At 55.8% G+C, this 19,985-nt stretch carries 16 protein-coding genes; 7 read left to right on the top strand and 9 right to left on the bottom strand.

The genetic code is table 11. The features are described from left to right. Positions 1-2: 2 nt before the first annotated feature. From ACR2TX_RS22840 to glgB, 3 genes are read right to left on the bottom strand one after another with little or no spacing between them, the layout of a single operon-like run. Complete coding sequence (locus ACR2TX_RS22840; RefSeq protein ID WP_077730561.1) at positions 3-821, bottom strand: hypothetical protein; 819 nt, start codon at positions 819-821, stop codon at positions 3-5. A gap of 15 nt (positions 822-836) precedes the next feature. Next, the gene (gene glgA / locus ACR2TX_RS22845) at positions 837-2,318 is read right to left on the bottom strand and encodes a glycogen synthase GlgA (protein WP_077730560.1); all 1,482 of its coding nucleotides are present in this window, start codon (positions 2,316-2,318) and stop codon (positions 837-839) included. Next, positions 2,315-4,501 carry a 1,4-alpha-glucan branching protein GlgB gene (gene glgB, locus ACR2TX_RS22850; protein WP_156879769.1) on the bottom strand — a complete coding sequence of 729 codons (2,187 nt, stop codon included), beginning with the start codon at positions 4,499-4,501 and terminating at the stop codon, positions 2,315-2,317. Before glgB ends, glgA begins: the two co-directional genes overlap by 4 nt. A gap of 167 nt (positions 4,502-4,668) precedes the next feature. Between glgB and glgC the strand changes: the two genes are divergently transcribed. Next, on the top strand, positions 4,669-5,940 hold the full coding sequence (gene glgC / locus ACR2TX_RS22855) for a glucose-1-phosphate adenylyltransferase (protein ID WP_077730559.1): 1,272 nt from the start codon (positions 4,669-4,671) through the stop codon (positions 5,938-5,940). Between the two features lie 426 nt (positions 5,941-6,366). Beyond that, on the top strand, positions 6,367-7,869 hold the full coding sequence (malQ, locus tag ACR2TX_RS22860; RefSeq protein ID WP_240502531.1) for a 4-alpha-glucanotransferase: 1,503 nt from the start codon (positions 6,367-6,369) through the stop codon (positions 7,867-7,869). Positions 7,870-8,143: 274 nt separating this feature from the next. On the opposite strand, the gene ACR2TX_RS22865 is transcribed toward malQ, so the two are convergent. From ACR2TX_RS22865 to ACR2TX_RS22880, 4 genes are all read right to left on the bottom strand, one after another. Beyond that, positions 8,144-8,311 (bottom strand): hypothetical protein, encoded by a 168-nt coding sequence (locus tag ACR2TX_RS22865; protein ID WP_168175425.1) that lies wholly within the window; start codon positions 8,309-8,311, stop codon positions 8,144-8,146. 222 nt (positions 8,312-8,533) lie between these two features. Further along, positions 8,534-9,142 carry a low molecular weight protein-tyrosine-phosphatase gene (locus tag ACR2TX_RS22870; RefSeq protein ID WP_434130761.1) on the bottom strand — a complete coding sequence of 203 codons (609 nt, stop codon included), beginning with the start codon at positions 9,140-9,142 and terminating at the stop codon, positions 8,534-8,536. Next, positions 9,099-9,896 (bottom strand): ABC transporter permease, encoded by a 798-nt coding sequence (locus tag ACR2TX_RS22875; protein WP_077730557.1) that lies wholly within the window; start codon positions 9,894-9,896, stop codon positions 9,099-9,101. Before ACR2TX_RS22875 ends, ACR2TX_RS22870 begins: the two co-directional genes overlap by 44 nt. Positions 9,897-9,910: 14 nt before the next feature. After that, positions 9,911-10,654 carry an ABC transporter ATP-binding protein gene (locus ACR2TX_RS22880; RefSeq protein WP_077730556.1) on the bottom strand — a complete coding sequence of 248 codons (744 nt, stop codon included), beginning with the start codon at positions 10,652-10,654 and terminating at the stop codon, positions 9,911-9,913. 226 nt (positions 10,655-10,880) lie between these two features. On the opposite strand from ACR2TX_RS22880, the gene ACR2TX_RS22885 reads away from it, so the two are divergent. Beyond that, positions 10,881-11,288 (top strand): NUDIX hydrolase, encoded by a 408-nt coding sequence (locus ACR2TX_RS22885; protein WP_434132539.1) that lies wholly within the window; start codon positions 10,881-10,883, stop codon positions 11,286-11,288. Between the two features lie 14 nt (positions 11,289-11,302). On the opposite strand, the gene lptG is transcribed toward ACR2TX_RS22885, so the two are convergent. Further along, complete coding sequence (gene lptG, locus ACR2TX_RS22890) at positions 11,303-12,373, bottom strand: LPS export ABC transporter permease LptG (protein ID WP_077730554.1); 1,071 nt, start codon at positions 12,371-12,373, stop codon at positions 11,303-11,305. Next, positions 12,370-13,512, bottom strand: coding sequence for an LPS export ABC transporter permease LptF (gene lptF / locus ACR2TX_RS22895; protein ID WP_077730553.1), 1,143 nt, complete (start codon positions 13,510-13,512; stop codon positions 12,370-12,372). The genes lptG and lptF overlap by 4 nt, the downstream gene beginning before the upstream one ends. An 89-nt stretch (positions 13,513-13,601) precedes the next feature. Between lptF and ACR2TX_RS22900 the strand changes: the two genes are divergently transcribed. The 4 genes from ACR2TX_RS22900 (at position 13,602) to ACR2TX_RS22915 (ending at position 19,981) form a co-directional block, all read left to right on the top strand. After that, positions 13,602-15,089 (top strand): leucyl aminopeptidase, encoded by a 1,488-nt coding sequence (locus ACR2TX_RS22900; RefSeq protein ID WP_156879765.1) that lies wholly within the window; start codon positions 13,602-13,604, stop codon positions 15,087-15,089. Then, positions 15,086-15,526, top strand: coding sequence for a DNA polymerase III subunit chi (locus ACR2TX_RS22905; RefSeq protein WP_077730551.1), 441 nt, complete (start codon positions 15,086-15,088; stop codon positions 15,524-15,526). Before ACR2TX_RS22900 ends, ACR2TX_RS22905 begins: the two co-directional genes overlap by 4 nt. 91 nt (positions 15,527-15,617) lie before the next feature. Next, the gene (locus ACR2TX_RS22910; protein WP_434130762.1) at positions 15,618-18,470 is read left to right on the top strand and encodes a valine--tRNA ligase; all 2,853 of its coding nucleotides are present in this window, start codon (positions 15,618-15,620) and stop codon (positions 18,468-18,470) included. Between the two features lie 14 nt (positions 18,471-18,484). Beyond that, complete coding sequence (locus tag ACR2TX_RS22915; RefSeq protein WP_077730549.1) at positions 18,485-19,981, top strand: HDOD domain-containing protein; 1,497 nt, start codon at positions 18,485-18,487, stop codon at positions 19,979-19,981. Positions 19,982-19,985: the final 4 nt, after the last annotated feature.

Genomic DNA, 19,985 nt, shown 5'->3' on the forward strand with positions numbered 1-19,985 from the left:
CGTCAAGGCTTACCCGCGTCCAAATCCTCGACCTTGAGAAAAATCCTGTTTTGCTGGCTGCGGGTGGAATAGCTTCGGCTGGCGAGCCCGCTTTCTTCGCGGACGGACGTTTCCACTTGTCCGCCGATCTCGACCCATTCGCCGAGCGCGGCCCGTATTACCGTGTGTGCGCTTTGCGTGTCGATGACGCCGAACCGGTCCCGGCTGAGCCGGTCGGACCAAGGCGACAGCTCTATGATCACCTCGCTGCCGGACAATCTGGGCGTTACCGCAAATCCGGTGGTTGCCGGCCGGTATTCGATGTTTTCGCTGTAGCCGTACCCATAGCCGTAATAGGATTGAGTCGGAACAGGGATCTGTTCTCCGACTTCGATATAGGCGGATCGCCCCTCCAGAGTCTGCAACTGTTGCGTGTGGCCGGCTGAATCGCGGCCTTCCGACTGATAAAGATGCCCGCGGATACGAATATCCGAATCGGCCGGACGGTTCAGATCGATCCGTCCGCGCAAACGCCCCTGCGCATTCAAGGTTTCCGTGGACAGATCACGGCCTTGAGTGACCGTGATCAGAAGTCTGTGCGAACTTTTATCGAGCTGCCGAACCAAGTCGCGGATTTCTTCGACCTTTCCGGGGTCGGCCTTCAGAATAAGCCGATCGCGGGCGGGGATCACGACATCGCCCGGCCCCAGCAAGGGCTGGATCAACGGCACCATCTCATCCGACGGACGGTGGAACAGTTCGATGGTCGACAAATCCTGAGCGGCGGCCGGGGCATTCGAGACTGTGACGGCGATTGCGATAAAGGCGAGACGTAGCCACATATCGGCACGAAAAGCTTAGGTTTCCACGTCGAGACGCAGCAAGCTGTCGGCAGTCAGGCGATCGGCCATGGCCCGATCGTACAAATCGAGATAACGCTGAGCGCTTTGCTGCCAAGAAAAATCCTTGCTCATACCGGCTTTTTGGACCTTCTCCCGAAGCACCTTATTCTGACAAAGCACGAAACCTCGATTCAAGGCGTGGAACAAATCATCGGCGGCAGCATCGCGGAAAACCACCCCGGTAGCCCGGCCCATCGTCAGATTCGTGGCGTTGGCATCGTCCACGGTATCCGCCAAACCGCCCACATGACGTACGACCGGCACGGCCCCGTAGCGTTGGCTGTACATCTGATTGAGACCGCAGGGCTCGAACCGGGAAGGCATCAGGAATAGGTCGGTACCGGCTTCGATCAGGTGCGCGCTCGGCTCGTCGTAACCCAGCTTGACCGCGATACGATCGGGATACAGACGTGCCCAGTGCAATAGAATCTGCTCGTATCGGGCTTCGCCGCTGCCCACGATGACGAGCTGAATGGGCATCCGAATCAGCTTGGGCAGAAGCTCGATCACGAGATCGATGCCTTTTTGCTGAACCAAGCGCCCGACCCAAGCCATCAAAACGATCCCGTCATCCTCCGCCAGCTTGAACGCCCGCTGCAACGCCGCTTTGTTGGCCGGCCTTTTTTCCAGCGAATCGATGTCGAAATTCGTCCCAATGAAGGGATCGGTGGCCGGATTCCAAGCGTCGGCATCGATACCGTTGAGTATGCCGCTGAGCCGCTCCCGGCGATGCTTGAGCAAGCCTTCGAGTCCGGCACCGAACTCCTCTCCCTGAATCTCCTCGGCATAGTGAGGGCTCACGGTAGTGATCCGGTCGGCGAAAACCAATCCTCCTTTGATGAAGGACAACTGGTTGTAAAACTCCAGCGCCTGACTGGACCAAAATCGATTCGGCAAGCGCAGCTTGACGAAGGTTTCGTGAGGAAAGACTCCCTGATAGGCGAGATTGTGGATCGTGAAAACGGTGGCTGGCCGTCCCGGCTCGTCGCTGAGCAACGCGGGTGCCAAACCGGTTTGCCAATCGTTGCAGTGCACGATGTCGGGCTTCCATCGGAGTCCCAGCCGATTCATGGCCATCTCCACGGCAACATGGCACAACAACGAGAACCGCTCGGGATTGTCGGGCCAGGGTTTTCCATCCGGCCCCAAATATGGATTGCCGGACCGCCCGAAGTACTGGGGATGGGCGAGCAGCCAAACCGGTACCGTCGAACCGGGCAGAACGCCTTCCAGAATGGCAATTTCGCCATCGCCGTGCAGCAGTCGGACCTGTTCGAAATGACCTGCCGCCATGGCCGAAGCATATCCCGGAAGCAGTATGCGGACATCGTGGCCTAGGCCCTTTAAGGCTATCGGCAGGCTTCCCGAGACGTCGGCGAGCCCCCCGGTCTTAATGAGCGGATACGCCTCGCTGGTGACGAAGAGTATTTTCTTCATTCGGGAGGTTCCGGTTCATCCTCCTTAAGAACCTCGCAAGTCAAAACGATTCCGGCCAAAGGGGGCAGTGTAAGACTGATGGAATACGGCCTTCCCATCCATTCCTTTGCTTCCGTGGTCACGGCGCTATTGCCGATATTACTCCCGCCGTAATGACGCGAGTCGGAATTGAAGATCTCTCGGTAGACGCCGGGCTCCGGCACGCCGATGCGATAGTTCTGCCTCGGCACCGGGGTAAAATTGAACACCATGACCGCGAACTCGTCGGAGGACCGTCGCAGATAGCTCAGAGTCGACTGAGGCGCATCGTGGCAATCGATCCATTCGAAGCCTTTTTGTTCGAAATCGAACCTATGTAACGCCGGGTTTTCCCGATAAAGGCGGTTGAGATCGCTCACCAGTTGCTTGAGTCCGCTGTGATTGGGGTACGCGAGTACATACCAGTCCAAAGCCTTGCTGAAATTCCATTCACCGCCTTGACCGAACTCGCAGCCCATGAACAGCAGCTTCTTGCCCGGATAAGTGAACATGAAGGTGTACAGCAAACGCAGATTGGCGAAACGCTGCCAATCGTCTCCCGGCATTTTTTGCAGCATCGAACCCTTGCCGTGGACGACTTCGTCATGGGAGAACGGCAGTATGAAATTCTCCGTGAACGCGTACAGCAAGCCGAAGGTCAGCTGATCGTGATGATAATGGCGATGGATGGGGTCCTTGCTCATGTAGAGCAAGGTGTCGTGCATCCAGCCCATGTTCCATTTCATCGAAAAGCCCAACCCCCCGGTCCAGGTGGGACGGGTCACCTGCGGCCAGGCGGTGGATTCTTCGGCCATGATAAGCGTGCCTGGAAATTGCTGGTGCGTCACGGTATTGAGCTCGCGCAGAAAGGCGATCGCTTCCAGATTCTCGTTGCCGCCGTACTTGTTGGGGATCCAGTCGCCGGGTTCACGGGAATAATCCAGGTAAAGCATCGAGGCGACCGCATCGACGCGAAGTCCGTCGAGGTGAAATTCTTCCAGCCAGAATAACGCACTGCCGATCAGAAAATTGCGGACTTCGTTTCGGCCGTAGTTGTAGATCAGCGTACCCCAGTCGCGATGTTCGCCGAGCCGCGGGTCCTCGTGTTCGTATAGCGGCGTACCGTCGAACCAGGCCAACCCGTGCGCGTCCTTCGGAAAATGAGCGGGCACCCAGTCCAGAAAGACACCGATTCCGTTTTGATGGCAGTAATCTACGAAGTAGCGGAAATCCTCCGGAGTACCGAAACGGCTGGTGGGCGCAAAATAGCCGGTGGTTTGATAACCCCACGATCCATCGAAAGGATGCTCGGTGATCGGCAGTAATTCGATATGGCTGAAGCCCTGCTCCTTGACATAGGCCACGAGTTGCTTGGCCAGCTCCCGGTAGTTTAGAAATTCGCCTTCGGCATCATGCCGCCAAGACCCTAAGTGGACCTCATAAACGGACATGGGCTCGTGGAGCCAATCGCGGTTCGCGCGGTGTTCCATCCAATCGTCGTCATTCCAATCGTAAGCCCGGTCGGGCACGACCAAGGAAGCGGTATTCGGGCGTAGCTCGAACTGCCGGCCGTAAGGATCGGTTTTTAAAAGAACGGTACCCTGCTGGCGGTTGCGAATTTCGAATTTGTACAGCGTTCCGGGTTCGAGCTCGGGAATGAATAGTTCCCACACTCCGCTGTTGCCCCGGACCCGCATCGGATGCCGCCGCCCGTCCCAGGCATTGAAATCGCCCACCACGCTGATTCTCTCCGCGTTCGGCGCCCATGTTGCGAACAGGATGCCGTCGATCCCGTCCACGGTGTGCGGATGGGCACCGAGGATACGATAGATATGCCAATGTTTGCCTTCGCCGAAAAGGTAAAGGTCGAAGTCGGAAAGCTGCGGCGGAAACGTATACGGGTCGATATGGCTTTGCGGCTGCCCCGACTTGTCCGTCCATAACAGGCGGTAATGCTCGGGAACGGAATCATGATCCAGATGACATTCGAACACATCGGTGCCGGGAATGCGTTGCATGTCCGGGCCTCGCTCCCCGATCCGCACCGTCTCGGCTTGCGGAACAATCGCCCGGATGACATCGCCACCCTCGGTCCGATGCCGACCCAAAACCGCAAACGGATCGTGGTGGCGCGCCAGAACGATCCGCTGCAATTCAGAATCCATCTGAGGCAAAACGCCGCCGGCTTCGTTCGCGGATTGTGTGTCGGTCGAGTTCACTTTATTTGGCCTCTGATAGTAAAATATAGCCGTTGGCAAATGCCCGAAACACCTGGGCGTTATGGTATCAAATTTGCGCCCCCAGTGGATGGCACAGTCTAAAGGAGCCTTTCATGCCAGAGTCGATGCATGCGTCCCGTTTCGTCAGCCGCCTTACTAGGCATACTTTGGCTCTTATTCTGGCTGGAGGCCGCGGAACACGATTACATAAGCTGACCGAGTGGCGAGCCAAACCGGCCGTGCCTTTCGGAGGCAAATTTCGAATTATCGATTTCCCACTTTCAAATTGCATAAACTCGGGCATCAGACAAGTTGGCGTATTAACGCAATATAAAGCGGACTCGTTAATTCGGCATATTCAGCAGGGTTGGGGGTTCTTACGAGCCGAACTGGGCGAGTTTGTCGATATCCTGCCTGCCCAGCAGCGCCTTCAGGAAGCTTGGTATGCCGGGACCGCCGACGCGGTATACCAGAATTTGGATATCTTCCGCCAAAGGGACCCTGAATATATCCTGATTCTCGCCGGCGACCATGTCTACAAAATGGATTACGGCTTGATGATGGCCTACCACGTGGAAATGCAGGCCGACTTGACCATCGGTTGCATGGAGGTGCCGCTAGCCGAGGCGAAAGCGTTCGGAGTCATGCATGTCAGTGAAGACAAACGCGTCTCCAACTTTGTCGAAAAGCCGGAAAATCCACCGCCCATGCCGAATCGGCCCGATCATGCATTGGTGTCCATGGGCATTTATGTCTTCAACACCGGCTTCTTGTTCGAACAGCTCATCAAAGATGCGGACACACCGGGTTCGAGTCACGACTTCGGCAAGGACATCATCCCCGCGGTAATTAAAAAATATCGAGTATTTGTCTATCCATTCCGCGATGTACAAAGTGGCGTACAAGCGTACTGGCGAGACGTCGGTACTGTGGACTCTTATTGGGCCTCCAACATGGAGCTGATCGGCATCGATCCCGAGCTTAACTTGTACGATAAGGATTGGCCGATTTGGACTTATCAGGCACAAACCCCGCCCGCCAAATTCGTGTTCGACGACGACGATCGCCGTGGAATGGCGGTAGATTCCATGGTATCCGGCGGCTGTGTTATCTCCGGCGCCGAAGTCAGGCACTCGCTGCTGTTCAGCAATGTCCGCGTGAACTCGTACTCCAAGGTAAAGGATTCAGTGATATTGCCGGATGTTAACGTCGGCAGGCACTGCCGCATTACCAAAGCGATCATCGACAAGGGCTGCCATATTCCACCGAATACCGTGATCGGGGAGAATCCGGAAGAAGATCGAAAACGGTTCTATGTCAGTCCGGGTGGCGTGGTTCTGGTGACTCCGGACGCTCTCGGACAGCGGCTGCATTTCGCCCGTTGAGGCTCGGTTAATCTTCCGGCTTTCTGCATTGGCGCTTAAAGCGCCATCGAAAATTATTTGATAAAAAAAGCTCTTGCGTTTTGAATGGCGCCCACATCGCTATTTCGCTCGATCTCTCCGAGATCCCCCTTAGCCAGCTAGTGTGATCGAAAAATTGCGCGCGCAATGCCCTCAAAACACCCGCGGCGAATCCCGGGCGCCCGTCGGGTGGATTGCACAGCCGTCCTCGAAAACGTATTTGCCGGAATCCCGGCAAGGAACAAATCAGCTTGATACGCCTTTTAACTTGCACTTGTCTCTTGACATCAAACCACTGTCGTCCAGCAATATCCGCGAAAAAGACGCTCCAAATCTCCAAACATCCCGTTAAGCGCTAGCGAAAGCATATCTGGGAAAGTCCCAACTCATAGTCGTTAAGGTGGGGAATTGACGCACGCACACAGCATATTGGACCGGCGTCGGGCCGGCATTCTTCTGCATATCACGTCCCTGCCCGGCAGTCTCGGGAACGGGGACTTGGGTCAAAACGCTTATCGATTCGTCGATTTTCTGGCTGACTGCGGCATAAGCGTCTGGCAAACGCTTCCGATTAATCCGACCCATGCCGATGGCTCACCCTACCAGTGCTTGTCGGCCCATGCCGGCAATCCGCTGATGATAGATCTTAAATGGCTGTCTGATCGCGGCTGGCTACCGGCGCCGCCGGATTCTATCGGCGAAATCTCGGTCGCCGATTATCGATTTCGTTGCCTAAAACAGGCCTTCGGCTCCTTCCAAGCATGCTTGCAAAGCGAATACCGCACTGCTTATGACGAATTCGTTAAAAAGCAGAACTGGTGGCTATCGGATTATGCGCTGTTCATTGCTCTACGCGAGGAACTCGGCAGCAAGGCATGGCAGGAATGGCCCAACGCCATTCGGGACCGAGAGCCAGCCGCGCTGGAAGCTGCCCGATTACGTCTGGCGGATCGCATCGCTCAGGTTGAATTCGAGCAATTCGTTTTTTTCGAGCAATGGACGGAGTTAAGACGCTATGCCAAGCAGAGAGCAGTCATGTTGTTCGGCGACATGCCGATATTCGTCGCCGGCGACAGCGCCGAGGTGTGGGCCTGTCGAGAATGTTTCGATTTGACCGAGACCGGTTATGCCCGCGTCGTGGCCGGAGTGCCGCCCGACTATTTTTCGGCTACCGGCCAACGCTGGGGAAATCCTCACTATAACTGGGAGCACATGAAAGCGACCGGCTTCCGCTGGTGGCTGGATCGATTCCGGAGTCAGTTGGCGCTTTACGACTGGGTACGCATCGACCACTTCCGAGGTTTCGAAGCATACTGGGAGATACCGGCCGAATCCGAAACGGCGATTCACGGCCGCTGGGTGAAGGCTCCGGGCGACGCCCTGCTGGAAACGGTATTCGCCACGCTCAACGGCTCGGGCTTACCCTTGGTTGCAGAGAACCTGGGCATTATCACACCCGAGGTGGAAGCGCTTCGCAACCGGTTTGATATTCCGGGCATGCTGATACTGCAATTCGCCTTTGACGGGGGCGACGATAATCCTTATCTGCCCCATAACCACACCGAGAACAACGTGGTCTACACGGGGACTCACGATAACGACACGACGTTATCCTGGTACGAAAACTTGTCGGAGGAACAGCGTCATCGTGTTTCCGAATACCTACTTGATCATTGCGGGGATAACAAAGTGGGAATGCCGCAAAGCCTCGTTCGATGCGCGCTCGCGTCTGTGGCGAGATTAGCGGTAATACCGATGCAGGATGTCCTGGAATTGGGTCATGGACATCGCATGAATACGCCCGGAACGATCGCCGACAATTGGCAATGGCGTTTTTCTTGGGAGCAGCTTACAGAGCATAAGGCAGAAAAACTGGCTGAGTGGGTCCGCGATCATGGGCGCTGCTGCTAGCCGTCCGACACAAAGCTGATTTGGAGTTGACCGACAACGCCCCGCGCGCAACGTATTGTACGCGACGAGAGATTAAGTAGACGGGTTTGAAAATGGCCAAAAGAAGCTTTGTTGCATAAGTCCGGTGAGGGCTAGGCCGCAACTACGGCTGATTTTCTCAACCTCCTTACGCAACAAAGCTTAGCGATCAGATGCTCCTCCGAGCCGTTATTTTTTCCTCCGGTTTTAGCGCTTGCCTTGCAGGTATTGGCTCCTGCTTCAGCGGCAAAATTTCCTAGGGTTTTGCGTTCTCGATCTGTTTCTCGATTTGTGCCCTTGTTTCCTCATAGGCCTTGGCGGGCACGCTTTCCATTTCCCTGCTCTTCAACAGGAAAACGCCGACAACAGTCGCTATGATGATACCGCCGATGTAGAGCCAGAAATTGTCTTTTTCTTGTTCCATCTTTCTTACCTCAACAAAACTCTTTGGTTTGTGACACAACGCTCCCTGACATCAAGAGCGTCCATGACGACGTAACTCGGTTACGCCCGCTGGTGGAAACCCGCGCTAGAGCCGATTACCACGCAACGGGACACTATTCTATGAGCGTTAATAATGATGTTCAAGATTGTAGCCTTGACTTTTTAGGGGCGTGACACGAATTAGGCTTTCAACCCTCTCGTTTTACGTAACTTTGTTGTCGTTCAAAGACTCGTGTAAGTACGCGAATACTCCCTCCGCTGCCCGTTCTATCATCTCTCGCACCCGGTAAAAAACGATTTCTTCCCCATGATATGGGTCGGGAACATCACGTGTCTTGAACTGAGGCGCAAAGTCTAGAAGATACCGAATCTTGTGGATGTGGGCTCTCGGACAAATAAACCGCAGCGCGTCGTAATTTTCTGCATCCATCACCAAAATGTGGTGGAACCTCTGAAAATCCGCGAGCAAAATCCTCCTTGAGCGTAAACCGCTGATATCGATCCTCCGCTCCAACATGGCCCGCTGAGCTCGCGGATCGGGTGGGCGCCCCAAATAGTGAGCATGGGTTCCGGCCGAGTCTATGAATATCTTGTCCGTGTAACCGGCATTCTTCACCAGTTCTCTTAGGGCTCCCTCGGCCATCGGAGACCGGCATATATTAGCCATACAACAAAACAGGACGTTGACTTTGTTCATTGTTTGCGGTCGCTCCGGAAAATGGAGCTTCAGGTACTTAGGACGGTTCCAGGCTATCGCGACAGCCCACTCATTCCCCCATTTGCAACAATAGGCCGCGTTTACGGGCGACATGAAAGGCGAAAAGATAAAGAGCGAAACCGATCAAGAGGTAAATCAGGTTCAACAGAACGGCCATCCAAAACGAATCGAGAGAAAAAACATGATCTCGCACAACGGCACGCATACCTTCGAAGACATGGCTGGAGGGTAACAGCAAAGCAATTTTTTGCAGCCAATCGGGAAGCACGGAAATTGGATAATAAATCCCGCTGAGCGGCGCAACTGCAAAAATCACGGCCCAAGCCAGACTTTCCGCTCCTAGTCCGTAACGCAATACGAGCGCGACCACCATCAACCCGATAGCCCATCCCATGACGAGCAGGTTTGCAAAAAACGCCACGAGCGGAAGCCCCATATCGAAAATCGAGTACCGATACAGAACGACCGCCAGACCCGCTGCCGCCCCGACGCCGATCGAGGTTCTCAAAAAACTGACCGTCAACAAGGCCATGACCAATTCGTAAGGACGCAACGGACTGACGAACAAATGCCCGAGGTTTCGGGAATACATCTCTTCGAAAAAGACTACGGAAACACCTAATTGGGCACGAAACAACACATCCCAGAGTAGAACGGCGCCTATCAACAATCCCGCAGCCTGGGCCACCCATTCACTGTGGCCGACGAAGAATTGGTTGATAAACCCCCACAAAATCATCTGCATGGTCGGCCAATAAATGAGCTCGATCAACCGAGGCCAGGAGCTGCGCATCAAATACAGATAGCGCATGACCAAGGCGAAAACACGTTGCAAGCTCATATACATGTATACACGCTACACTAAGCGGACTGGCGATCTTGGTCGCGCGCGATATCGATGAAAACCTGCTCCAGACTGTCTCGTCCGTATTTCTGCACCAGCATCGCGGGCGTATCCCGATCTACGATACGCCCTTGCTTGAGAATCAAGACGTTATCGCATAGCCGCTCCACCTCCTGCATATTATGGGAAGCGAGCAGAACTGTGGCCCCGGATTTTTCCTGATAGGCTTTCAGCAAGGTTCGGACCGTATCCGCCGAAGCCGGGTCCAGGGAAGCAGTCGGCTCGTCCATCAGCAACACTTCGGGCTCGTTCAAGAGCGCTTTGGCTAAGGCGACGCGGGTACGCTGCCCGGCCGAAAGGGAACCGTAGGCGCGGTTCATCAATGCTTCTAGATCGAAACGCTCCGCAAGAGACCGCAAGCACGCGGCTCGATGCCGAACGCCGTAGAGACGGGCATAAACGTCGAGATTCTGTTTCACCGTAAGCCGATGCGGCAAATCGACGTAGGGAGAGGTAAAATTCATGCGGGACAGCGCGGGATACCGATTCTTGATCATATCCACGCCCATGATCCGAATACTCCCAGAAGATGGCAACAAGAGTCCCAACAACATCGCCAGAGTGGTCGTCTTTCCTGCTCCATTGCCGCCGAGTAAGGCACAAGTGCTTGCTTCCGGTACCGCGAAAGAAATTCCGTCCACAGCCGTCACCGAGCCAAAGCGCTTGTTAAGACCACGAACCTCGATGGCGGGAGCCCGCATAAACTTCTCCTCTACCGAATGATCTCGTATCGCACAATGAATCCGCCTAATCGATACGCACCGGCTCTACTCGCCGGTTCGCCAACGCCTCGGACGCGGACTTTAGCGCATTACCGCTAGAATGACGCCTCCGGAGCCGGACATCACCTCTACAAGGTGCGGACCACCTCAATCGGCCGTCGGCGTTGGTGCTGTCGTTTTTGATGCATCCGAGCGAGTTCTTCTGATCCGCAGAGGAAAACAACCCGCCTTGGGACTGTGGTCGATTCCGGGCGGTAAACAGGAACCCGGCGAGACGCTCGTCCAATGCTGCCGGCGCGAGATACTGGAAGAAACCGGGATCGAGGCAGAGCTGGGCCCCGTAATTGCTCTGGTCGAGCGGATGATCGGCGAGTTTCATTATGTCATCGTCGATTTTGTCGCAACGTTGAAAGATCCGGAGAGCTTCACACCAAAGCCCGCCACCGATGTTTCGGACGCCCGCTGGGTGACAGTCGCCGATTTGAAGCACTATTCCCTGGTGGAAGGTCTGGAACGGGTTATTCGAATCGCCCTCGATAGCTTACACTCTGGTTTCGCTGTGGGCTTAATCGATGCCGACGGAAGCGGCCGCGACTTCTTGCCCTTTATCTAACCCACATCTCCAATCTAAGTTAGGCGAAGCCGGAAAATCGCGACCAAAGCACCCGTGAGCGCCAGCACTGTCGGAAAGAAAGCCGCAAATATCGGATTCATCTCATAAATCAGCCCCAAGTGACCGAAAGTGCGGTCAAACAAATAAAAACCCAACCCGATGACGACGCCTACCACGATACGCTGCCCCGTGCCGACTTCTCGCCGCACCGGCAGTACAAAAGGGGCGGCTACGAGCAGCATGACCAGAGTAACCGCCGGGTTCACGATTCTTCCCCAGAATGCCAGTTCGACGAACGCCGATTGCTGTTCGTTCTCCTTCAGATACCGGATGTATCTCGCCAGTTCGTAAGCCGATAGGTTTTCCGGACTGATCACGAACGCATTCAGCAGATTCGGTGCTAGCACCGAAGACCAATCAGCATACGCCTTTTGCTCGGTGACGATTCCGTCGGCTAGAAATTGGCTCTCGAAAATATTATCCAATCGCCACTGCTTCCCATCGTAAACGGCTTTGTCGGCATGCGTGGCCGAATGGAGTTTCTCTGTCCCATCCAGTTTGAAGATATTGATATCGCCCAAGTTTTCGGGCCGTTCGATTTGGCGGATATTGATGAATACATCGCCGTCCCGCACCCAAAATCCATACTTCGTTCTCGATGCGATCTGCTTTTGCAATGCGGTAGCCTTAAGCGTATGCGCCGCACGCTCCGCTACCGGAGCGATGTATTCGCCGATTCCGAGCGAAATGAAAACCAGCATCATGCCCCCCGCCAGCACTGCCCCGATGATGTGCAGACGTGAGGCTCCAGCGGCCTGCATGGCCACCAGCTCCCGATTGTTGGCCAAGGCTCCCAAGGTTACCAGGCTTCCGACCAATGCCGCGGAAGGCATCAGCTCGTAAAAATTGCGAGGCGAGGTCAGGATCAGATACTGAACGATACTCGCCAGGCCGTAATTCCCCTGCCCCAGATCGCCCAATTCATCCGCAAAGGTGAAAAAATTGAGGAGCGCCAACAATATCAACACGGCGATCAGCGATCCCTTGACCACTTCTCCTGCAATATACCGGCTCAGCGTTCTCATAACCCGACCTTTTCCCTGGCTACCTGAACGATCCAGCTAAAGCCGAGATTTCGAATGAACAAGACCCCGGTAATGATGAGCAAAAAGAAATAAACGCCGGAATAGCTCAGCCAAAGCGGTATCTTCTCGGTCATCAGAAGACCCTGAGTAATCTTTTGAGCATTCTCGTAAACGATATAAATCAGAAAGGCCGTAAACACGTTCCCGTAGACACCGCTACGCGGCGCGATTTTCGCGAGCGGAACGGCCAAAAAGCTCAGAAAGAGCACGCCGAACGGCACTGCCAAACGTTTCTGCAGCTCCGCCAACTCCCGTGGCGTATGCGAATACCACAGCACCATGCTATCCGACGCTTCGCGCTTGAGCGATGCCGTCTCACCCTCTGGACCATCGATGCGCACCGCGTATTCCTCAAACTCGCTGATAATAAAATCAGCTCGTCCGGGTATTCCTTGATAACGGCGGCCTTGCTGCAAAACGACGAAATGCTCGTTCAACTCGTTTCTTCTTAGATGGCCGCTCTCGGCGATCACTACGCCGGTTTTGTCCCGCTGCCGGCTTTGCACGAAGATCTTGTGCATGGAGTTGTCTTCGTTCAACTCCTCCGCATACAACACGACGTCGCCCTGGCTGAATTCGTTGAAACGTCCCGGTTTTATACCGCGTATGTCGGCACTTTTCTCGTCCTTCTTCATAAGCGCCTGGGCCTGTCGCTCGGACCACGGCATGACCTGCAGCGCCAATACGGCGGCAATGAGAGTCACCGGCAACACCATCCAGCTCATCGCCCGATAAATGCGGCTCAACCCCACCCCGCTCGATGCCAGCACCGACATCTCCTGGTCCCGATACATGCGCCCCAACACAGTCAAGGTTGCCATGAACAATGAAGCCGGAAGCAACTGGGCGGTTGCCGACAGGATTTTGAGCCCGAGCAGTTGAAATATGGTTTCGCCTGACAATTCGCCTTCGATGGCTTTGGCGAGAATACTCAGAAATTTGCGGCTGACGATGATCGTGACCAAAACGCCGAGAACGGCCCCTAAGGTCTTGGCGAGTTCCGCCGCCACCATCCGGTCGAGCACCGAGATGATCGGAGGGCGTCTCCATTGAAGCGGTTTAAAAGGGTGGGGTTTCATAATAAGCTTTAACGATTCGAGGCCCTCCCTTGAAAATTGCGGTCAATTACGACAATCCATCCCTTAAGCAATAAGCCACAAATTCTACCATGGACTATTCGGCAAAATGTGAATCGCTCATCAAGCTTAGCGCCAACTGCGCAGTTCTAGGCTTCCACCAGAAACGAAAACTGACCGCCGCAGGCAGCGGGTTGGACGAACACTTGGGAGGCTTGATCTCCAGGCTCCTCAAGCGCGACGACGTCGAAGGAAAAGTCGGCGACGTTCTATTGATAAACCATATCCCCGAAAGCGACATAGAACGTATTTTGCTCGTCGGTCTCGGCAAGAAGGGAGAATTGGCCCCCGCCGCCTACCGCAAGGTTTTGGCCGCAGCGGCGAAATCGCTGAAAGATTCGGGGGCAAAACTTGCCGTGAGCCTTCTCCACGAAGCCGAGGTCGAAGGGTACGATCTGGCTTGGAAAATCCGGCAAGCCGTGGAGGTATTGGAAGGAAACCTATACAAATTCACGCGCTTGAAAAAAGAGGCGGACGATAAGCCGCAACGCCTATCCAAACTCCAATTCCTGCTCGACAGCGAGGATCAATCGGCCGAAGCCAAACTGGGCATCAGACAAGGCTTGGCCATCGCCAACGGCATGAACATCGCGAGGGATCTGGCCAATCTGCCCGGCAACATCTGCACGCCGACCTATCTGGCGGAACAAGCCGAGCAAATCGGGAGAAGCCGGAAAATCAAGGTGCGAATATTCGACGAGTCCGATCTCGAAGCTTTGAGCATGGGTGCCTTTCTGTCCGTCTCCAAAGGCAGCGAGCAGCCTGCCAGGCTCATCGTCATGGAATATTCCGGCGCTTCGTCGAAAGCCAAGCCTTTCGTTCTGATCGGCAAGGGACTCACTTTCGACGCCGGCGGCATTTCGCTGAAACCGGCCGCCAACATGGATGAAATGAAATACGACATGTGCGGCGGCGCGAGCGTGATCGGCGCGCTCTCGGCGATAGCCGAGCTCGAATTGCCGCTCAATGTGGTGGGATTGATCCCGGCTTCCGAAAACCTCCCGGACGGCAAAGCCAATAAGCCGGGCGACATCGTCACCAGCATGTCCGGCCTTACCGTCGAAATCCTGAATACCGATGCCGAAGGCCGTTTGCTGCTGTGCGACGCGCTAACCTACGCCAAGAAATACGAGCCGGCCGCCGTGATCGACGTCGCGACCTTGACCGGAGCCTGCATCGTCGCTTTGGGCCGTCATCCGAGCGGCTTGATGAGCAATAACGAAGGTCTAGCCCAAGCGCTGACGGAAGCCGGCGAAAAAGCCTGGGACCGGGTATGGCGCCTGCCGCTTTGGGACGAATATCAGGAGCAGCTCAAGTCCAAGTTCGCCGATCTCGCGAATATCGGTGGCCCCGACGGCGGCACGATCACGGCCGGCTGTTTCCTGTCCCGCTTCGCCAAGGACTATCCGTGGGCTCACGTCGACATCGCCGGAACCGCCTGGAGAACCGGCAATGAAAAAGGCGCGACCGGACGCCCTGTGCCGCTGCTGGTGCAGTATCTGATCGACCAAGCGCGATGACCCGGATCGATTTCTACGTGCTGCCCACCGGAGATGCTCACAGCCGCCGCTTGATGGCCTGCCGTCTTACCGAGAAGGCCATCAAGCAAGACCTCACGGTTTTCGTTTATGCCGCTTCGGAAGAGGAAGAACGGGTGCTAGACGATTTGCTATGGACATTCCGGCAAGGCAGTTTCGTCGCCCACGAACGGCTCGATGCCTCCGCAGCCCAAGCCGAAACGCCGGTGCTCATCGGACACCGGAGCTCACCGCAGGCTGCCAAGAACGTACTGATCAATTTGAGTGCCGAAATACCGCCCGATCTCGACCGATTCGAGCGTCTGGTCGAACTTGTCGACCAGGACGAAACGGTAAAACAGGCGGGCCGCCGCCGATACCGGTTCTATACGGATCAAGGCCATACCATTCAGACGCATCGCTTGGATAGCTCCGACTGAAGCCTCGATCAGCTAAGTTTTCAATATAATTCGAGATCGATCGTCTTGCGCCAATCCCGCGATTGGCCATCCCTAAACAACAGAACACGTCATGGATAAAACCTACGAGCCTCATTCCATAGAATCGCGATGGTACAAATTCTGGGAGGAAAGCGGATATTTCGCGCCCAGCGGGAACGGAACGCCGTACTGCATCATGATTCCGCCGCCGAACGTGACGGGCAGTCTGCACATGGGCCACGGATTCAACAACACCATCATGGACGCCTTGATCCGCTACCATCGCATGCAAGGCTACAACACCCTCTGGCAGGTCGGCACCGACCACGCCGGCATCGCCACGCAAATGGTGGTGGAACGGCAATTGGCGGCTCAGAACCTCACTCGCCACGACTTAGGCCGCGAGAAGTTCCTCGAAAAGGTTTGGGAATGGAAGGCCGAATCCGGCGGAACCATTACCCGGCAATTGCGCCGGCTAGGCTCGTCGGTCGACTGGAGCCGGGAGCGCTTCACCATGGACGAGGGACTTTCCCGCGCCGTGCAGGAAGCCTTCGTGCGCCTCTACGACGATGGCTTGATCTACCGCGGCAAGCGCCTGGTGAACTGGGACCCCAAGCTGCATACCGCCATCTCCGACCTGGAAGTGCAGAGCGAGGAGGAAAGAGGCAGCTTATGGCATTTCCGCTACCCGCTGGCGGACGGCTCGGGCCATCTTGTCGTCGCCACCACCCGGCCGGAAACCATGCTGGGCGATACCGCCGTGGCGGTGCACCCGGAGGACGAGCGTTATAAGCACCTGGTGGGCAAGACTGTCAGGCTGCCGATTACGAACCGGGAAATCCCCATCGTCGCCGACGAATACGTCGACCCCGCGTTCGGCACCGGCTGCGTGAAAATCACGCCGGCCCACGACTTCAACGACTACGATGTAGGCAAACGCCACAACCTGCCGCTGATCAACGTACTGGACAAGGATGCCCGAATCCTGCACGAATTCACCGTGCTCACCTTCGAGGGTTATGCCGGCGCGCACGGGGAAAAAGCTCCGGAAGCTTATGCCGGCCTGGACCGCTTCGAAGCGCGCAAGCGAGTCGTGGACGAATTCGACCGATCAGGGCTATTGGAGAAAATCGAGCCGCACACGCTGAAAGTGCCGCGCGGCGACCGTTCCGGCGTAGTCGTCGAGCCGTGGCTCACCGATCAGTGGTACGTCAGCGCCAAGGAACTGGCGAAACCCGCCATCGAAGCGGTGGAAGACGGCCGCATTCGCTTCGTGCCCCAGCAATACGAAAATCTTTATTTCTCCTGGATGCGCGACATTCAGGACTGGTGCATCTCCCGGCAATTGTGGTGGGGCCACCGCATCCCGGCCTGGTATGACGACCACGGCAACGTCTACGTGGGCCGCAACGAGGCCGAAGTGCGCTCCAAGTACAGCCTGGACGCCGGCCTGAAACTGCGCCAGGACGAGGATGTACTCGACACCTGGTTCTCCTCCGCCCTTTGGACGTTCTCGACTCTGGGCTGGCCGGACCAGACGCCGGAATTGAAGACCTTCCATCCCACCGACGTACTGGTGACCGGCTTCGACATCATTTTCTTCTGGGTGGCGCGCATGGTCATGATGACCATGCACTTCATGAAACACCCGGACGGCAGCCCGCAAGTGCCGTTCAGGACGGTTTACGTGCACGGTCTGGTGCGTGATGCGGAAGGCCAGAAAATGTCGAAATCCAAGGGCAACGTGCTGGATCCCCTGGACATCATCGACGGCATCAGCCTGGAGGATTTGGTGCAGAAGCGCACCAGCGGCCTCATGCAACCGCAAATGGCTCAGAAAATCGAAACGCGGACCCGCAAGGAGTTCCCGCAAGGCATCGCCGCGTACGGCTGCGACGCCCTACGCTTCACCTTCGCCTCCCTGGCCTCCACCGGGCGCGACATCAAATTCGACATGGGCCGGGTCGAGGGCTACCGCAATTTCTGCAACAAGCTGTGGAACGCGGCGCGCTACGCACTGATGAACACCGAGGGCAAGGACTGCGGACTGGATAATGCCAACGTTAAGTTCACCTTGGCCGACCGATGGATTCGAAGCCGATTGCAGCTGACGATACGAGAGGCCAGCAACGCCATCGAGAATTATCGCTTCGACCTGGCGGCCCAAGCGATTTATGAATTCGTTTGGAACGAGTACTGCGATTGGTACCTGGAACTGTCCAAGCCCACGCTTTACGGCGCGGAATCCCCTGACAGCCAGGGATCGACTCCGATCGAGTATGTTTTAGGAACGCGCCAGACGCTGGTCCATGTACTCGAAACCATTCTACGCCTGGCTCATCCGCTGATGCCTTTCATCACCGAAGAAATCTGGCAGCGCGTCGCTCCTCTGGCCGGCAAGAAAGGCACGAGCATCATGCTGCAAGCCTATCCCGAGGTCGACGAAAGCTGGATCGATCCGGAATCCATCGCCGAGATGGAATGGGTCATGAATATCATTCTGGGCGTTCGGCGCATCCGCGGCGAAATGAACATCGCGCCCGGCAGGCCTCTGCCGATCATGATTCAGAATGGCTCCGAACAGGATCGGATTTGGCTGAACCGCAACCAAGAGTTCATCGTAAAGCTAGCCCGCGTCGAAACCGTAACCTGGCTTTCGGAATCCGAAGCGGCTCCGGAATCCGCCACCGCGCTGGTCGGCGAGATGAAAGTTCTGATTCCCATGAAAGGATTGATCGACAAGGATGCCGAACTGGCGCGGCTGGAAAAGGAGATCCAGCGTTTGTCCAAAGACCTGCCGCGTATCGAGGGCAAGCTGAATGACACCGGCTTTCTCGAGAAAGCCCCCCCTCAAGTCGTCGCCAAGGAGCAAGCGCGCCTTCAAGAGATTCGCGTTAGCCTCGTGGAGTTGCAGGCGCAGGCGGAAAAAATCCGTGCTTTATAGGGGTACCTGTCATCATGCGCGATGATCCGGCCGCAGAAACACCTGAAGACGGTGCAAAGGCGTCAGTCAGCGAAACGTCGGCGGCCAACGTAAGAGAAAGCCCGACAACTCTGGAGGATTGGACCAACTGTCTACGCGACAAGGAAATGCCTATTTTTTCCCGTACCGCGCAGCGTCTTAATCAAGTCATCGAGGATAAACGTTCGGGAGTATCCGAACTTTCGAAGATCATTCTCGAAGACCCGGGGCTCACGGCCAGGCTGCTGAAGTTCGCCAGCAGTCCTCACTACAACCCCAGCGGCATCCGTCTGGCAACCGTTACACGGGCTATCGTGTTGCTGGGACTCAATGTCATCCGCGAACTGGCACTAGCCTGCTCGTTCATCGAAACGGTTCTGTCCAAACAACGCAAACACCAAGTAAACCGGGAAATCGCCTGTGCCTTGCACAGCGCAGTACAGGCGAAATCACTCGCGATCTTGCTTAACGATCCACGGCCAGAGGAAGTATTTGTCGCTGCCCTGCTGCACAACATCGGCCACATCGGCTTTTGGTGCTTCGAACACGATGCCGGGGAAAAAATTCAGGTACTGACGGAACAGCAAAAAATACCTGCCGAAAAAGCCGAAAAAACCGTTTTAGGATTTCAACTCATTCATCTCGGCGCCTCCCTCAGTAAAACGTGGGGACTTGGCGGGTTGATCGAAGAGGCATTTTCCGGCAACTCACCCCGCACGGAGTACGTCAAGCTCGGTTATCAAGTCGCCAGAAATTCACCTCAAGGGTGGAACACCGAAGAAATCAGGCGCTGCATTTACCGAATGGCTGAGCTGACGGGAAAGCCGGAACGCCATTTGCTCACGATATTGCAGGATAACGCGGAAAGTGCGATAAGACTCGCCAAGCAATCCGGAGCCCATCAAGTCACACCCTATATCCCCGGCACAGATCGGGGGCCAACGGGCAAACAGCGTCAGACCGATGATCTAGCGCCGAGGGACGACACCAGCCTGATACAAATCATGCAGGACGTGACCAATCTCTTGTGCGGCGAGTTCAACGTGAACCTGGTTCTCGAAATGATCTTGGAGGGAATTTATCGGGCTTTAGGCATGGATCGGGTCCTTTTCGCGCTGTTGACGCCCGATCGCAAACGTCTCAAGGAAAAGTTCGCGCTCGGCTGGCCGTCGGTTGAATCGCGCGGACAACTGCAAATCGGCATTGCCGGTTCGTCGCCCAACATTTTTTCGAACGTGCTGGAGAAGAACGAGTATTTTTGGGCTCGCGGTGCCGACACCGAAACACAGCGGTTATTTACCGGAGAGGTCATTGCGCAGTTCGGCCAGCACGACTGCTGCCTCTCCCCGGTCAGCTACGACAAGCGGGTCATAGGACTCTTCTATGCCGACCGCGCGTTCAGCAAAGAACCGATTACCCGTGAGGTTTTCGACAGTTTCCGTCAGTTGACCATGCAGGCCAATATTGCCTTGAAGCTTCTTCAAGCGCGCTGATCCT

Origin of the sequence: Methylocaldum sp. GT1BB (assembly GCF_051027545.1) — a bacterium.
Classification (GTDB): Bacteria; Pseudomonadota; Gammaproteobacteria; order Methylococcales; family Methylococcaceae; genus Methylocaldum.

Coding starts and splice junctions, on each gene's coding strand:
- ACR2TX_RS22840 (WP_077730561.1), bottom strand. CDS start 821: ATGTGGCTACGTCTCGCCTTTATCGCAATCGCCGTCACAGTCTCGAAT.
- glgA (WP_077730560.1), bottom strand. CDS start 2,318: ATGAAGAAAATACTCTTCGTCACCAGCGAGGCGTATCCGCTCATTAAG.
- glgB (WP_156879769.1), bottom strand. CDS start 4,501: ATGGATTCTGAATTGCAGCGGATCGTTCTGGCGCGCCACCACGATCCG.
- glgC (WP_077730559.1), top strand. CDS start 4,669: ATGCCAGAGTCGATGCATGCGTCCCGTTTCGTCAGCCGCCTTACTAGG.
- ACR2TX_RS22865 (WP_168175425.1), bottom strand. CDS start 8,311: ATGGAACAAGAAAAAGACAATTTCTGGCTCTACATCGGCGGTATCATC.
- ACR2TX_RS22870 (WP_434130761.1), bottom strand. CDS start 9,142: ATGTCGCCCGTAAACGCGGCCTATTGTTGCAAATGGGGGAATGAGTGG.
- ACR2TX_RS22875 (WP_077730557.1), bottom strand. CDS start 9,896: ATGTATATGAGCTTGCAACGTGTTTTCGCCTTGGTCATGCGCTATCTG.
- ACR2TX_RS22880 (WP_077730556.1), bottom strand. CDS start 10,654: ATGCGGGCTCCCGCCATCGAGGTTCGTGGTCTTAACAAGCGCTTTGGC.
- lptG (WP_077730554.1), bottom strand. CDS start 12,373: ATGAGAACGCTGAGCCGGTATATTGCAGGAGAAGTGGTCAAGGGATCG.
- lptF (WP_077730553.1), bottom strand. CDS start 13,512: ATGAAACCCCACCCTTTTAAACCGCTTCAATGGAGACGCCCTCCGATC.
- ACR2TX_RS22900 (WP_156879765.1), top strand. CDS start 13,602: ATGGACTATTCGGCAAAATGTGAATCGCTCATCAAGCTTAGCGCCAAC.
- ACR2TX_RS22905 (WP_077730551.1), top strand. CDS start 15,086: ATGACCCGGATCGATTTCTACGTGCTGCCCACCGGAGATGCTCACAGC.
- ACR2TX_RS22910 (WP_434130762.1), top strand. CDS start 15,618: ATGGATAAAACCTACGAGCCTCATTCCATAGAATCGCGATGGTACAAA.
- ACR2TX_RS22915 (WP_077730549.1), top strand. CDS start 18,485: ATGCGCGATGATCCGGCCGCAGAAACACCTGAAGACGGTGCAAAGGCG.